Source organism: Tenacibaculum pelagium, assembly GCF_014062345.1.
Classification (GTDB): Bacteria; Bacteroidota; Bacteroidia; order Flavobacteriales; family Flavobacteriaceae; genus Polaribacter; species Polaribacter pelagius.
In genome coordinates, this window is the sequence record NZ_JACGLS010000002.1 from 173371 (window position 1) to 188811 (window position 15441).

The window sequence follows — 15441 nt, forward strand, 5'->3', positions numbered from 1 at the left end:
ATCTAATAGATGTTTTAGTGTAGAGATAAAGGGTTATGCTTTTTTATTTTTACGCTACGTTTAAAACACGTTAATTATTCAACAAAAACATAGAATAATTACCTCTTTTTATTCGATTTTATTTTTAAAAAAATGAGACCGATGTCTTTTATTAAACAAGTGAAGATAGTAGCTTTTTTAATGGTATTATTTGCAACCTTAACCGCAAATGCTCAAGATTACATTTTAGCTGGTAAAGTAGTTAACAACAAACAAGAACCTTTGGTTGGAGCTACTGTGGCTGTTAAACAATTACAAAAAGGAACTTCAACTGATTTTGAAGGAACTTTTAAATTAAACTTAGCTAAAGGTAAACACACTATTGAGGTTTCTTACCTTGGTTATAAAACTTTAACTCAAGAAGTTGATATCACGTCAAACCAAAGCATTACTTTAAAATTAGTTTCTGATGCTAATGTATTAGACGAAGTTTTAGTTTCGGCGGTTCGAGTAAAAGCGGATGCTCCTGTAACCCACTCTAACTTATCTAAAAAAGAAATAGCAAAGCGTAATTTAGGACAAGACATTCCTATTTTAATGAACTATTTACCGAATGTGATTTCATCATCAGACGCTGGTGCTGGTATTGGATATACTTATTTAAGAGTTCGTGGTTCTGATGCTTCTCGTGTAAATGTTACTGTAAACGGAATTCCTTATAACGACAGTGAAAGTCAAGGAACTTTCTGGGTAAATATGGGAGATTTTGCTTCGTCAACTCAAAGCTTACAATTACAACGTGGTGTAGGAACATCTACAAACGGTTCGGGAGCTTTCGGTGCAAGTTTAAACATTTTAACCGATGCTGTTGCTGAAGAAGCTGGCGGAGAAATTTCAAACTCTTTCGGTTCTTATGGGACAAGAAAACATACCGTAAAATTTACCACAGGAAAAGTTAATGACCACTTTGAATTTGCTGGTCGTTTATCAAACATTTATTCTGATGGTTATGTCGATAGAGCTTTTACAGATTTAAAGTCTTATTTTTTACAAGGAAGTTATACTGATGAAAACACTTTAATAAAGGCTTTAGTTTTTGGTGGTAAAGAACACACCTACCAAGCTTGGTATGGTTTAGATGCGGCTCAACTAGCAGCAGACAGAAGACAAAATCCTTATACTTATGATAACGAATCAGACAATTATCAACAAGATCATTATCAATTACATTGGAATGAAAAACTGAACGATAACTGGTCTACAAATATTGGTTTAAACTACACTCGTGGTAAAGGTTATTTCGAGCAATTTAAAGGTGGTAGAGATGCTGTAGATTACAATAATTTAATTGTAGATGATAGCGATGTAATTGTTAGACGTTGGTTAGACAATCATTTTTATGTATTAAATGGAAGTACAACTTATAAAAACGACAAACTAGAAGTTATTTCAGGACTTTCTTATAGCAAGTATAAAAACGATCATTACGGAGAAGTAATCTGGGGAAGTGACTTAGCTCCTAACACTAACATTAGAGATAGATATTACGAAAGTAATTCTAAAAAATCTGATTGGAGTATCTTTTCTAAAGCCACTTTTAATATTACTGATAATTTAAAAGCTTTTGTAGATGTACAAGGTAGGTTTGTAAACTATACAACTGCTGGGTTAACTTCTGATAGAAACCCTATTGATGTTGATAAAGACTTTAATTTCTTTAATCCAAAGTTAGGTTTTACTTATAAGGTAAATAACGAAAATAGTTTATACGCTTCTTATGCTAAAGCTAATAGAGAACCTAACAGAAATGATTTTGAAAGTAACGCTGCAAAAGTAGCTCACGAAAGTTTAAATGATTTTGAATTAGGATGGAGACTTGCTAATGAAACTGTTAAACTAAACACTAATATCTATTACATGCAATACGATAATCAACTAGTACTTACTGGAGCTTTAGATAATTCTGGTGAATATTTAAGAGAAAATGTAAAAGATAGTTATCGCTTAGGTTTAGAAGTTGATGCAACAATAAAACTTTCTGAAAAATTTACTTTAGCATCTAACATTGCTTTAAGTAAAAATAAAATTAAAGATTTAACAATAGAGCGTGATGGAGCTCTTCAAAACTTAGGTACTACTAATATTGCTTTTTCACCAAATATTGTTTCTGGAAGTAGTTTAAGTTTTGCTCCTGTTGATAATTTTCAAATGACTTTCTTAAGTAAATATGTTGGAAGCCAATATTTAAGTAATACAGATACTGAAGCATCAAAAATTGATGATTATTTTACAAGTGATTTCAATTTAGTTTATGAAATACCAACAAATAAAATCCTTAAGTCAATTGTTTTAACAGCTTTAGTTAACAATTTATTTAATAAAGAATATGTAGACAGAGGATATACATATTTAAACAACTGGAGTGGACCAACTTCTTTTGAAGTACAAGGTTATTATCCACAAGCAACAAGAAACTTTTTACTTGGAGCTACGTTGAAATTTTAAATAAGGGAAAAGTGCTAGAAAAAGAAAAAACCGATGCAAATGCATCGGTTTTTTTATTGAGAAAGAGTTCTATTTCTCTTGAATTTTTATTTCTAAAAACATAACTTCGCTAACGTTGAATATAAATCATTAAAACGGATTCATATTCATAAACTAGTTGTACGTAATTAAAAAAAACAGAAAATGAAAAAAACCTATTTATTATTATTGATTATATCCCTTTGTAGTTGTGTCTCAATAAATCAAAACACATCAAATAATAATGAACCCCCTTTAAGTTCACTTAAATCTAACTCTGAACTGGATTCATATTATACAAACTTAAAATTATTAATGAATAAAAATTATTACTATGTTCATCGCGTTTTTAACACAAGTGAATTTGAAGATTCAAAAAATAAAATTTATAAAAATTTATCGAGAATAACTAAGAATGAATTTGAAGCGTTTTTAACTAAAAGTAATTTTAAGAACTTTAATGAATTTAAAAACTTCTTTAATCAATTTAAACCTATAAGTCATCATAAAAATAAATTTGATGAAAAAACCAAAAAAAAACTAACAAAGATTGAAAATATGTTAGATAGCATAATTAATTTTGAGACACAAAAAACAAGAACTAATTAAATAATAAACTGTATACATAACTTAAACCAATTTTTATGAAAAAGACATTTTTGCTAGTAATACTTTTTTTAATGACAAAAATCTGTTACTCTCAAGACATTAACTTATTTATTAAAGACATAAAAGAAGAAAGACATTTAGAGCAAGAAGATAGTTTCATTGAATTAACTTCAATAATTAAAGGAATAAAAGTTAATAATTTAAATCAAGTAAAGATTAAAGAAATTACTACTGCAGTAGATGACAATGGAAATATTTTAAAAAAAATGGAAAGCTTTTTTGGAGACGATTACAGTAGTAGTAACCAACTAAAAATAAAACTTGAAGCTCCAAGTAGAAAATCTAGTAAAATATCTTCTTTAGAAGGAGTCATTAAATACTTTAGTCCGTCTGAATCTAATGGTTCTAAAATTATTATTACAAATTTATTAGATAATTATAACAAAAATTTACTTAGAAAAAAACATTCTGATATTAAGTTAACTTTAATTGACAAAGAAGCTCTTCAAAAACTAAAAGAAGAAGACGAAAAAGAATATAATAAACAAATAGAAAAATTAAAAAAAGAAGGAGGTTTAGGAGAAGAATTAGCAGAAACGGTAGGTGCTTTTAAACAATTTTTTGAAGGATTTTCTAATTTTGGTTCTAAAGAGTCATTATCTTTTTATATTGAAGATAAAAAAGATGAAATTGTTGAAATTTTCATTTATAATGGAGAAGGAAAAAAAATGAATTATGGTAGCAGTCGAATGGGGAAAAATAAACTTACCATTAATTTAAGAGAAAAAGTCGCTTCCAATTGGAAAATTGAAGTTTTGATTGAGAATGAAAAATCTTTAAAAGAATATAAGTTTAACTTGATAAATATTATTTTACCATAATAACTATGCACAACACAGTATAAAATTAATTGCTGGTTTTAGCCAATTTACGAAAGTCCTCGCGGACTTTCTATCTGTTATTTATTTGCTAACTTTAGTACTTTAAACACGCACTAATCTTATACAACAACGTTAGCGAAACATAAAAAAATCCCGAGTTAAAAACTCGGGATTTTTTTATTTATTTACTTTACCTACTGCACAGCTTACAAACGATTTTGCTTTGTGCAAAACTGTGTTTTTATCGCCTACTTCTGGATATCCTAGTTTAGATAATTTTTCTTTTACCAAAATTAAAGTTGCTTCATTACTAGTTAAAGTTACTAACGAATTTTCTACATCAACATTTACTTTTTCTGTACCTTTAATAGAATTTAATCCGTTAATAATGGTATTTGCACAACCTCCACATTTTAAATTTTCAATATAAATTTCTTGCTTCATTTTACTTGTTTTTTTCTTCCCAAGCCATATAACCCCCTAAAACATTATACGGTTGAAAACCATTTTTCAATAACACATCTGCTGCTATTTTACTTCTACCTCCCGATCGACAATAAATATATACTGGGTTTGATTTATCTAACTTTTCTAAGGCTAGTTTCTCAAAATCATCAGCAGTTACATTTATTTTTATTGCGTTATCAATAATACCATCTACCCACTCACTTGGAGTTCTAACATCTATTAATTGAACGTTTTTGTCATTATTTAATACAACTTCTAAATCTTCAACTGTTACATCTACAACTCCTTCATTTTTTGGTTTACAAGAAGAAATAGTAGTAACAGCTAACACTAAAAGTAAAACGATTTTTTTCATTTTATATTATTTTAAAGTTGACGGACAAACCATATCGGTTCTTTGAATATTTGTTTTTTTAATTGCTCCATAGCCTCCTGCAACATCAATTACATTATGATATCCTCTTGCTTTTAAAATAGAAGCTGCAATTACCGATCGATACCCTCCTGCGCAGTGAATATAAAAATCTTCATCAGCAGGAAATTCTTCTACGTAATCATTTAAAAAATCTAACGGTGTACTTGGCACATCTACAATATGCTCATTTGCATATTCTCCTGGTTTACGCGCATCGAAAACTTTTGCGTTATTGTTTATTGCATCTTCTAGATCGGTAGCAGACACAGAACGTAATGTATCCATCTCTTTTCCTGATGCTTTCCAAGTATCAAAACTTCCATCTAAATATCCTAAAACATTGTCGAAACCAACACGAGATAAACGTGTAATAGTAGTTTCTTCTTCACCAACCGGAGTTACCAATAAAATAGGTTGCGTAACATCTTTTATCATAGCTCCTACCCAAGGGGCAAACGTACCTCCTAATCCAATAAAAATAGATTGTGGTATAAATCCTTTAATAAACTCAAACTGATGGCGTACGTCTAAAATAATCGCGTCAGTTTCATTCGCTATTTTTTCGAAATCTTCAACAGATAAAGCTCGTGATCCGCTCTTAATAACATCATCGATAGATTGATATCCTTCCTTATTCATTTTTACATTTAAAGGGAAATATGCTGGCGGAGGTAACAAACCATCTGTAACTTCTTGCACAAATTCTTCTTTGGTCATATCTGCTCGCAACGCATAATTTGTCTTTTTCTGATCGCCAATAGTACCTACAGTTTCTTTGCTTAAATTTTTACCACAAGCTGACCCTGCTCCATGAGCCGGATAAACAATAACTTCATCAGCTAAAGGCATAATTTTAGTTCGTAAACTATTAAATAACATTCCTGCTAAATCTTCTTGAGTCAAGTCTCCTTTTTGAGCTAAATCAGGACGACCTACATCTCCTAAAAACAAGGTGTCTCCACTAAATATTGCGTGATTGTTTCCTTCTTTATCTTTTAACAAATAGGTAGTACTCTCCATCGTATGTCCAGGAGTATGTAATGCTGTAATGGTAATTTCTCCTACTTTAAATACTTCTCCGTCTTTCGCTATATCTGCTTTGAATGAAGTTTTTGCTGTTGGACCATATACAATAGTTGCTCCAGTTTTTTCAGCAAGTGTAACATGACCACTTACAAAATCAGCATGAAAATGAGTTTCGAAAATATATTTAATTTTTGCCTCGTCTTTATCTGCTCTCTTTATATACTGTTCTACTTCACGTAAAGGATCAATGATCGCAACTTCTCCGTTACTTTCAATATAATAAGCTCCTTGTGCTAAACAACCTGTATAAATTTGCTCTATCTTCATAATATACTATTCGTACGCTTGATGTATATACTGTGCGTACTTTTTTTGATTTTGATTATCTCCCGTTTTATAAAAATTTACAGCTCCGTTTGGTCTCATAAAAAAATGATCTAAACTAAGTACCTCTAATAAACCACCTCTAAAAAAGGCGTCTCTCACTGGTCCTTTTACTGCTGCAAAATAAAACTCTATATTTCTTTTTTTATAATACTTAATTCTTTCTTTAAGCATTTCTATTCCTGTACTATCTACTCTATTAATGCTCTCTGCATCTAATACAATCAATTTTAATGCCTCGCCTTTTTCTTCTGTCAATTCGTCTAACTTGTCTCGAAAATAATTTGAATTGGCATAAAATAATTGTGCATCAAAACGAAACACCAACACTTCATCATCTATAACTACTTCTTTAAATCTTGATTTATTTCTGTAAAAATCTGAATTAGGAACTTTACCTAACTCAATTGCATAAGGTCTTGATGTTCTAAAAATTAAAACGATTAGAGATAAACCTACACCAATTAAAATTCCGTATTCAATACCAAAAAACAATGTTGAAAAGAACGTTGCTACTAACAGCCAAAAATCTAGATTATTAGCTTTCCACAATCTCTTTGCTTCTTTAATATTAATTAAATTGAAAACAGCTACAATAATAATAGCTGCTAATATTGTTTTAGGTAAATGATAAAATACTGGTGTTAAAAAAAGTAAGGTAAGTACAACTATTATTGCTGATACTAATGCCGAAACACCAGTAGTTCCTCCAGATTCTTCATTTATTGCTGAACGTGAAAAACTAGATGTTGAAGGATAGGATTGAAATAAAGACCCAACAATATTACTTATTCCTAAAGCTACCAATTCTTGATTTGGGCGTATACGATATTCATCTTGTTTTGCTTCTAATGTTTTTCCTATAGAAATGGTTTCTAAATACCCAACCATTACTAATGTTGCTGCAATTGGAAATAATTCTCTTATCAAAGCAATGTCTATTACAGGGATTGAAAATTTAGGTAATCCTGAAGGAATATCTTTTACAATAGCTACATCTGTAAATTGGTTTTCAAAAAAACGAATAGCTAAAATACCTAGAGCAACTACAACCAGCGCATTTGGTATTTTCTTATTTATCTTTCTAAACACCATAATTATAATACAGGCAACAATTCCTATTATTGTTGTATTCAAATTAAAGTATTCAATTCTATTAAAAACATCTTCTAATAAAATATGTACTTGATCACTTTGTAAAAACTCTACACCTAATAAATTTCTGAATTGGTTTAAACCAATGATTAAGGCTACTGCTGATGTAAATCCTATAATTACAGGACGAGATAAGAAATTAACAATAAACCCTAAGCGCAAAACTCCCATTAAAAACTGGATAGCTCCAACTATTAATGCTAATAGAATAGCAATAGCTATATAACTTTCAGACCCTATTAAGGCTAGTGTTGAAACTCCTGTTGCTACGATTAAAGAATCCATTGCTACTGGACCAATCGCCACTTGACGAGAAGAACCAAATATAGCATACATTAATTGCGGGACTAAAGCTGCATACAAACCATAAATTGGTGGTAAACCTGCAATTAAAGCATAAGCAATTCCTTGTGGAATAAGTACAATAGCCACAGTTATACCTGCTATAACATCACCTCTTAATTGTGATTTTTTATAGTTTGGTAACCATTCTAATATGGGTATAAGTTTCTTTAGTAGTTTCACCTATTCTATTTTATTAAAGTTATAATAAAAAGGAATTGTCCATTTTAAAAAAGCTTCTTCGCTATTAATCTTTTCTATTTTAATCTCGTGTAATCCTTTTGTTACTCCTTCTAAATCTATAAAAGCTAGAATTCCAAATTGGTTTGTCTTATAATGATTGTTGTATCTTAAATAAGAGACTTCAATTTTTTTACCGTCTAAAAATATATTATGATATTTTTTATAACATTCTTTTAAATATTCTGCTTCGTGTAAATGCTTTTCTACTTTACTCTTATCTTTTTGTTCCTCATAAACACCGCAAACAGTTTCTCTCATAGAACTTTCGTAGTCAAATATTGGAATAAAAACTTCTACGACATTTGACTTTATCATATCAGATTGAATTTCTGGAGCTAATAAAAAATCAGAATTATTTGAGTCTTTATAATAATTTGAATACGTCTTATGTGCATCAAAATATTTTTGATAATTAGAATCTGCTAAATAAAATATATTTGTTTTAGAAAATTGTGTTACAGCAACTAAAGAACCAGATAATAAAAAAAGAAACATCAAATAAGTTAATGACTTTTTCTTTTTAAAATTGGAACCAAAAATCATGAAAACTTGTAAAAGATTTTTATACAATGGTCCATAAAGAATCATATTCATGTATTTTACCAAAGTAAAATTTAAATGTTGTAGTTTTTCTTTTTCCTTATTTCTCTTAAGGTTAGAGAATAAAGTAACTAAAGTTTGAGCTATTGCTCCTGCAATTATTATTATAGCTGGTATTATTAGGATGTAATATGGTATAAATTCAGAAAGTATATTAAATAAAAGTAAATAAATACTCACAAACAAAGCCATGTAACCATATATGAATAAAAAAGTAAAAGCTACTGAAAAAATTACACTACACAATTCGTCTACTTTTTGAATTGAATCTTTTAGTTTAGGTAATATCGATAATATTTTCTCTGTATAAATTTTAGAATAGGCACTATCTTCTATACTATAATCAGGAAATACAGAATTTAACCCTACTAAACCAACCCAATAAGCTCTTAGTATAAAATGTATGACAAACATAGATGTTAAAACACTTACTGCAAGAAAACTAAAAAGACAAATAAAATATGCTACAAAGTATTGGTTAGGGTTTAAAATATTAATAAAAATATTAGCTCCCCAATTAACAAAATCAAAAAGCTGAAAAGTACCAAAGATGGCAATAGCAGATACTAAAAGTTCTGCTTCCCAACTTTCATCTTTTAATCTTTGTAACCAATTTTTAGTATTGTTTTCCATAAACTAAAATAATTCTCCTTGACTTGTTCCTTTTACTCTTCCTAAATGTTTATAAGCTAAATCTGTTACTTCTCTTCCACGAGGTGTACGCATTATAAATCCTTGTTGAATTAAAAATGGTTCGTAAACCTCTTCAATTGTTTCTGAATTTTCTGATACTGCTGTTGCCAATGTAGATATTCCTACCGGACCACCTTTAAACTTATCGATTATTGTTGTTAGAATCTTATTATCCATTTCATCTAAACCATGTGCGTCTACATTCAATGCCTTTAAAGCATATTGAGCGATTTCTATGGTAATAGTTCCATCTCCTTTTATCTGTGCAAAATCACGTACTCTACGTAATAATGCATTTGCGATACGAGGGGTACCTCTACTACGCCCAGCAATTTCTATTGCAGCTTCCATAGAAATTGGAACACCAAGAATCTGTGAACTTCTTTGAATAATTGTAGTCAATAATTCTGTAGTATAATAATGTAATCTACTGCTGATACCGAAACGTGCTCTCATTGGAGCTGTCAACAATCCTGAACGAGTTGTTGCTCCGACAAGTGTAAAAGGCTCTAAATTAATTTGAACCGTACGTGCATTGGGTCCAGATTCGATCATAATATCGATTTTATAGTCTTCCATCGCTGAGTATAAATACTCTTCTACAATAGGGCTTAATCGATGGATTTCATCTATAAACAACACATCACGTTCATCAAGGTTTGTTAATAAACCTGCTAAATCTCCTGGTTTATCTAAAACAGGCCCTGAAGTAACTTTTATACTTACTCCTAGCTCATTTGCTAAAATATGTGCTAATGTGGTTTTTCCTAAACCTGGAGGGCCGTGAAACAACGTATGATCTAATGCTTCATCACGCTGATTTGCTGCTTCAACAAAAATCTTTAAATTTTCAATTGCTTGATCTTGACCTGAAAAATCATCAAACGAAAGCGGGCGTAGTTTTTTTTCTACATCTAGTTCTTCATTGGTGAAATTGGTGTTTTCAGGGTTTAGATTTTCATTCATAAGAGCACAAATATACTTGAATTATAAATTTCGAATTGTAATAATTGTTACGTAGCAACATTAGTAATGCTAAGATACATATTCACTATTGATTTTAGCGCATAAAAAAAGCCTCCCAAAACTGGAAGGCTTCATTTTATTTTATCTTTTAAGATGGCTCTTCTCCATCTAATAAAGGTGTTGTTTGTAATACGAAATCTTTTCCGTGTACATATTCACCATTTTCATCAGTCTTACTGTAATCATAAGCCCATCTGTGAACTTCAGGAATTGCTCCTGGCCAGTTACCGTGAATGTGCTCAACTGGAGTAGTCCATTCTAATGTGTTAGACTTCCATGGGTTTTGTTCAGCTTTATTACCTCTATAAATTGAGATAAAGAAGTTTGCTAAGAAAATTAACTGAGCTGCTCCACCTATAATGGCCATTACTGTCATGAATACATTAATCTCTACTAAATCATCAAACATTGGAAAGTTAGTGTTTGTATAATAACGACGTGGTAAGCCTGCTAAACCAACAAAGTGCATTGGGAAAAATACTCCGTAAGCAGTAATAATTGTTAACCAGAAGTGCCAGTAACCTAAAGTTTTATTCATCATTCTACCATACATCTTAGGGAACCAGTGGTATACTCCAGCAAACATTCCTAATAAAGCAGATACACCCATTACTAAGTGGAAGTGCGCTACTACGAAGTAAGTATCATGTACGTTAATATCTAATGCTGAATCTCCTAAAACTAACCCTGTTAGACCTCCTGTTACGAATGTAGAAACTAAACCGATTGAGAATAACATTGCAGGATTTAGCTGTAAATTACCTTTCCATAAGGTAGTTATAAAGTTAAATGCTTTTACAGCTGATGGAATTGCAATTAATACCGTTGTAAACGTAAACACAGATCCTAAGAATGGATTCATTCCTGAGATAAACATGTGGTGACCCCATACAATTGTAGATAAAAAGGCAATTGCCATAATAGATCCAATCATTGCGCGGTAACCAAAAATTGGTTTACGAGCGTTGGTAGAAATAATTTCAGAAGTAATACCTAATGCAGGTAATAATATAATATATACTTCAGGGTGACCTAAGAACCAAAATAAGTGTTCGAATAATACTGGTGAACCTCCTTGGTAGTGTAATACTTCACCTGAAATAAAGATATCTGATAAAAAGAATGATGTACCGAAACTTCTATCTAAGATTAATAATAAAGCTGCAGATAAAAGAACTGGGAATGAAATTACACCGATAATTGCTGTAATAAAGAACGCCCACATTGTTAATGGTAAACGCGTCATTTTCATTCCTTTTGTACGTAAGTTTAAAATTGTTACGATATAGTTTAATGAACCAATTAAAGACGATGCAATAAAAATAGCCATAGAAACTAACCATAATGTCATACCCGTACCCGATCCTGGAATTGCTTGTGGTAATGCAGATAATGGTGGATAAATTGTCCATCCTGCTGATGCTGGTCCAGCTTCAACAAATAATGAAATTACCATTACTACTGATGATAAGAAAAATAACCAGTAAGATACCATGTTTAAGAATCCAGAAGCCATATCACGAGCTCCAATTTGTAATGGAATTAATAAGTTAGAAAACGTTCCACTTAATCCTGCTGTTAATACAAAGAATACCATTATTGTACCGTGAATTGTAACCAATGCTAAGTACATATCAGGATTCATAATTCCATCTGTTTGATGGTCTCCTAAAAATGCTTCAATAATCGAAAACGATTTTTCTGGCCATGCAATTTGTAAACGGAATAACATAGACATAAACCCTCCTATTATACCCATAAATATACCGGTTACTAGGAACTGCTTCGAGATCATTTTATGATCTTGACTGAAGATGTATTTAGTTACAAATGTTTCTTTGTGATGATGATCTGACATAATCTATATCTTTATATATACTTTTAAAAAATATCTTATTTAATAACTTGAGCTAATGTTTTTTGTTCTGATAACCACTTTTCGTATTCAGCTGGTTCTACGACAGTAATTTTCATTTGCATATTGTAGTGAGAAGCACCACAAATTTTATTACACAATAACAAAAAATCAAACTCATAAGGATCTTCTCCTTTTGCTTTTCTAATCTTGTTAATTCCGTCTGTTTTTGCTATTACTTCAGCATTCTGACGCATCTCTGCAGTAGTATACTTAGGTGTAAATGCAAATTGAGTTACCATACCTGGTACACAGTTCATCTGCGCTCTAAAGTGAGGCATATAAGCTGAGTGTAATACGTCTTGAGAACGGAACTTGAATAATACTTTTTTACCCTTTGGTAAAACTAATTCAGTAACTTTTTTATCATCTTGAGATTTAGGGTCAGACATATCAACCCCCATTGAGTTAATACCTTTAATAAAGTTTACATTTCCTAAACCTAATGCGTTATCTGCCCCTGCATAACGAGCTTGCCAATCGAATTGTCTTGAATAAACTTCAATTTCAATTGGGTTTTCGTCATCTCCAACATACATAATGTTGTTCCAAGCCCATAAACCGTATCCGATTAAGATTACAATTGTTACAGCTGGTATAACAGTCCAGATTAACTCTAATTTATGACTATCTGCATAGAATAAAGCTTTTTGATCTTTTTTACCTCTATACTTATACGTAAAGAAGAAAATTAAGAATTGCATTGCAAATTGTACAATACCAATTAACCAAAATGTGATGTTGAATAAATTATCATCATGTTCACCTTCTATCGAAGCCGATTCTGGTAACATAATTATATTCATTGCTATTAAACAGTAAATCATCATTGCATATAGGAATATTAAAAATCCTATAGCTAATTTACCTTGTGTTTCGTTGTCTTTATCATTAGCAATAACCGAACGAAAGTTCATTATGCGAGTAATTTGCCAAAAACTAACTCCTATTGCAACTGCTATGAAAATATAAAATAAAGCGAGCATATTATCTAAACTATTATTGTTTATTAATTCTTTTTATTAATGGTGGTTACTATCTTCTCCTCTGTGTTCGATGTTATAGTAATGGTATGTTTCACTCTCTTGTAAGAATGGGTTTCCTTTTGCTATTGGATCTGCTTTTGCGAATGCACTGAATGTAGCATAGATAAACAATCCTAAAAAGAATAAGATACCACTAACTTCACCAATTCCGAATCCCCATTGAGCACCTACAGTACCAGGCATAATCATTACGAATAAATCTACGTAGTGACCTAATAAGATTACTACACCTCCGATTACTACGAACCAAGGAATACTCTTAAAATCACTGTTGATTAATAATAATACTGGGAAGATAAAGTTCATTCCTACCATTGCTAAGAAAGGTAGCTTATACTCATTAAAACGTAATAAGTAGTAAGTCGTTTCTTCTGGCATATCAGCATACCATATTAACATGAACTGAGCGAACCATAAGTATGTCCAGAATACAGAGAAACCAAACATGTATTTTGCTAAATCGTGAATATGACTATCGTTAACAAACGGTAAAGCTCCTTTAGAACGTAAGTAAATAGTTACAAAAGCAATTGTTGTTAAAGCTGATACTAAGAAAGTAGCTAATACATACCATCCGAATAATGTAGAGAACCAGTGTGGGTCAATTCCCATAATCCAATCCCAAGACATCATAGATTCAGTAATCATAAATAAGAATAAGAAGATTACAGAAATATTGTAGTTTCTCTTATGTAATTTTAAATCTCCATTATCTTGTTTAATAGAATCTCTTCTAATAAAGAAACGATAAGCATTCCAAACTAATAAATAGAAGATACTTCTCATTAACCATCCCGGAGTATTTAAATACCATTTTTTACCATCAATAATAGCATCATAGTTAGGACTTGTAGGGTCTACAACTCCTTCTCCCATCCATGGAAATAAATGGTTCATATGCATTGCAGTAGCAATTAAGAACAATAACATAATTACACTTACATAATGCATGTTAGCAGTAATAGCTTCCATTACTCTAAATAATACTACAGACCAACCTGCTTGTGCCACTCTTTGAATTGCATAGAATGCTAGTACTAATAATGTAACTCCTAAAAAGAATAATAAGGCTACAAAAAATGCTGCCCAAGGGCGGTTTTGCATTTGATGAAAAGCATGTTCTGCGTGAGCTTCATGTTCTTCAGCGTGAGCTGCATCTGCATGAGCATCTTTAGTTTCAACAACGTGTGCAGTTGCTTCTTCTTTGTGAGTATCTTTTACATGAGCTGAATCTGTATCAACATCTGCATGTAATTCTTCTTTTACTTCTTCAGCATGTGTTGCTGTACTATCAGCAGCATGTTCTTCTGTTTTTGCTTCTTCTGAATGTTTTTCAACTTCAGCATGTGCTTCAGTTTTAGCTTCTTCAGCATGTGCTTTTTCTTCTCCATGAGAATCAGCAACATCGTGACCACCTCCATGGTGAGCATCTTGTTTTGCTAAAATTTCTTTTGCTTCTTCTAATGTTTTAGGTGCCGACATAAAGTTGTAGGCAGTACCTAACGCTCCTAAAATCATAAGAGCAATAGCAAGCATTTTTAATTTTCCTGAAAACTGGTACATATCTTAACTATCTATTATAGACTTATTTTAATTCGCTTCTTAACTTTTCTACGTACTGTACAACTTGCCAACGCTCTTTGTACTGTAATTGTGATGCATGAGACCCCATTAAGTTTTTACCGTACATAATAACGTGGTAAATATTTCCTGGTGTTAACTCTCTATCCTTGTAATTAGGAATACCGTTAAATTTATCTCTTTGCGATAAAACTCCATTTCCATCACCTTTTGTTCCGTGACAAGAAGCACAATAAATTCCGTATAACTCTTTACCTTTTTCTAAATTTACTTCAGTAGTAGGTAATGGATTTTTTAATTCTGCTTTTGCTTTTTCGTATCCTTCGTTTGTATCAGGAATATCATAAGCTACAATACCGTTTCTACTAACAGTACCAGCGACTGGGTCTCTATCAACCATTTTTCCGTTTAAACCATCAGCACCATTTGCTTCATAAGGAACAGCTACATACATATCTGGCATGTATTGTACTTGTGGTTTACGTTTATTATTACAAGAAATTACACTTGCAATAACAACTAAAGCGATAATTATTTTAAAACTCTTCATATCTC

General features: G+C 31.2%; 13 protein-coding genes. 3 read left to right on the forward strand and 10 right to left on the reverse strand.

The annotated features are described in order from the left end of the window. Window positions 1-141 precede the first annotated feature (141 nt). The 3 genes from H3Z83_RS05845 to H3Z83_RS05855 all read left to right on the forward strand — a co-directional run bounded on the left by H3Z83_RS05845 (window position 142) and on the right by H3Z83_RS05855 (window position 3992). A complete protein-coding gene (locus tag H3Z83_RS05845; protein ID WP_182124548.1) occupies window positions 142-2484 on the forward strand; it encodes a TonB-dependent receptor in 2343 nt (780 codons plus the stop codon). A gap of 183 nt (window positions 2485-2667) precedes the next feature. Continuing rightward, entirely contained in the window at window positions 2668-3111 is a 444-nt protein-coding gene (locus tag H3Z83_RS05850; protein WP_182124549.1) for a hypothetical protein, read from the forward strand. Between the two features lie 35 nt (window positions 3112-3146). Continuing rightward, window positions 3147-3992, forward strand: a complete 846-nt coding sequence (locus H3Z83_RS05855) for a hypothetical protein (RefSeq protein WP_182124550.1) — start codon at window positions 3147-3149, stop codon at window positions 3990-3992. Window positions 3993-4169: 177 nt separating this feature from the next. On the opposite strand, the gene H3Z83_RS05860 is transcribed toward H3Z83_RS05855, so the two are convergent. The 10 genes from H3Z83_RS05860 to H3Z83_RS05905 form a co-directional block, all read right to left on the reverse strand. Further along, on the reverse strand, window positions 4170-4436 hold the full coding sequence (locus H3Z83_RS05860; protein WP_182124551.1) for a heavy-metal-associated domain-containing protein: 267 nt from the start codon (window positions 4434-4436) through the stop codon (window positions 4170-4172). Window position 4437: 1 nt separating this feature from the next. Next, the gene (locus H3Z83_RS05865) at window positions 4438-4815 is read right to left on the reverse strand and encodes a rhodanese-like domain-containing protein (RefSeq protein WP_182124552.1); all 378 of its coding nucleotides are present in this window, start codon (window positions 4813-4815) and stop codon (window positions 4438-4440) included. Between the two features lie 6 nt (window positions 4816-4821). Then, window positions 4822-6228: an MBL fold metallo-hydrolase gene (locus H3Z83_RS05870; RefSeq protein ID WP_182124553.1), complete on the reverse strand. Its 1407-nt coding sequence runs from the start codon at window positions 6226-6228 to the stop codon at window positions 4822-4824. 6 nt (window positions 6229-6234) lie between these two features. After that, window positions 6235-7965, reverse strand: coding sequence for a SulP family inorganic anion transporter (locus H3Z83_RS05875; protein ID WP_182124554.1), 1731 nt, complete (start codon window positions 7963-7965; stop codon window positions 6235-6237). After that, entirely contained in the window at window positions 7966-9258 is a 1293-nt protein-coding gene (locus H3Z83_RS05880) for a hypothetical protein (RefSeq protein ID WP_182124555.1), read from the reverse strand. It abuts the gene before it with no gap. Window positions 9259-9261: 3 nt separating this feature from the next. Then, on the reverse strand, window positions 9262-10284 hold the full coding sequence (gene ruvB / locus H3Z83_RS05885; RefSeq protein WP_182124556.1) for a Holliday junction branch migration DNA helicase RuvB: 1023 nt from the start codon (window positions 10282-10284) through the stop codon (window positions 9262-9264). Window positions 10285-10432: 148 nt separating this feature from the next. Further along, entirely contained in the window at window positions 10433-12202 is a 1770-nt protein-coding gene (locus H3Z83_RS05890) for a cytochrome c oxidase subunit I (RefSeq protein WP_182124557.1), read from the reverse strand. Between the two features lie 35 nt (window positions 12203-12237). Then, a complete protein-coding gene (locus H3Z83_RS05895) occupies window positions 12238-13245 on the reverse strand; it encodes a cytochrome c oxidase subunit II (RefSeq protein WP_182124558.1) in 1008 nt (335 codons plus the stop codon). A 36-nt stretch (window positions 13246-13281) separates the two neighbouring features. Next, entirely contained in the window at window positions 13282-14868 is a 1587-nt protein-coding gene (locus tag H3Z83_RS05900; protein ID WP_182124559.1) for a quinol:cytochrome C oxidoreductase, read from the reverse strand. Between the two features lie 22 nt (window positions 14869-14890). After that, the gene (locus H3Z83_RS05905) at window positions 14891-15436 is read right to left on the reverse strand and encodes a c-type cytochrome (RefSeq protein ID WP_182124560.1); all 546 of its coding nucleotides are present in this window, start codon (window positions 15434-15436) and stop codon (window positions 14891-14893) included. Window positions 15437-15441 lie beyond the last annotated feature (5 nt).

Coding starts and splice junctions, on each gene's coding strand:
- H3Z83_RS05890 (WP_182124557.1), bottom strand. CDS start 12,202: ATGTCAGATCATCATCACAAAGAAACATTTGTAACTAAATACATCTTC.
- H3Z83_RS05895 (WP_182124558.1), bottom strand. CDS start 13,245: ATGCTCGCTTTATTTTATATTTTCATAGCAGTTGCAATAGGAGTTAGT.
- H3Z83_RS05900 (WP_182124559.1), bottom strand. CDS start 14,868: ATGTACCAGTTTTCAGGAAAATTAAAAATGCTTGCTATTGCTCTTATG.
- H3Z83_RS05855 (WP_182124550.1), top strand. CDS start 3,147: ATGAAAAAGACATTTTTGCTAGTAATACTTTTTTTAATGACAAAAATC.
- H3Z83_RS05850 (WP_182124549.1), top strand. CDS start 2,668: ATGAAAAAAACCTATTTATTATTATTGATTATATCCCTTTGTAGTTGT.
- H3Z83_RS05870 (WP_182124553.1), bottom strand. CDS start 6,228: ATGAAGATAGAGCAAATTTATACAGGTTGTTTAGCACAAGGAGCTTAT.
- H3Z83_RS05880 (WP_182124555.1), bottom strand. CDS start 9,258: ATGGAAAACAATACTAAAAATTGGTTACAAAGATTAAAAGATGAAAGT.
- ruvB (WP_182124556.1), bottom strand. CDS start 10,284: ATGAATGAAAATCTAAACCCTGAAAACACCAATTTCACCAATGAAGAA.
- H3Z83_RS05905 (WP_182124560.1), bottom strand. CDS start 15,436: ATGAAGAGTTTTAAAATAATTATCGCTTTAGTTGTTATTGCAAGTGTA.
- H3Z83_RS05845 (WP_182124548.1), top strand. CDS start 142: ATGTCTTTTATTAAACAAGTGAAGATAGTAGCTTTTTTAATGGTATTA.
- H3Z83_RS05865 (WP_182124552.1), bottom strand. CDS start 4,815: ATGAAAAAAATCGTTTTACTTTTAGTGTTAGCTGTTACTACTATTTCT.
- H3Z83_RS05860 (WP_182124551.1), bottom strand. CDS start 4,436: ATGAAGCAAGAAATTTATATTGAAAATTTAAAATGTGGAGGTTGTGCA.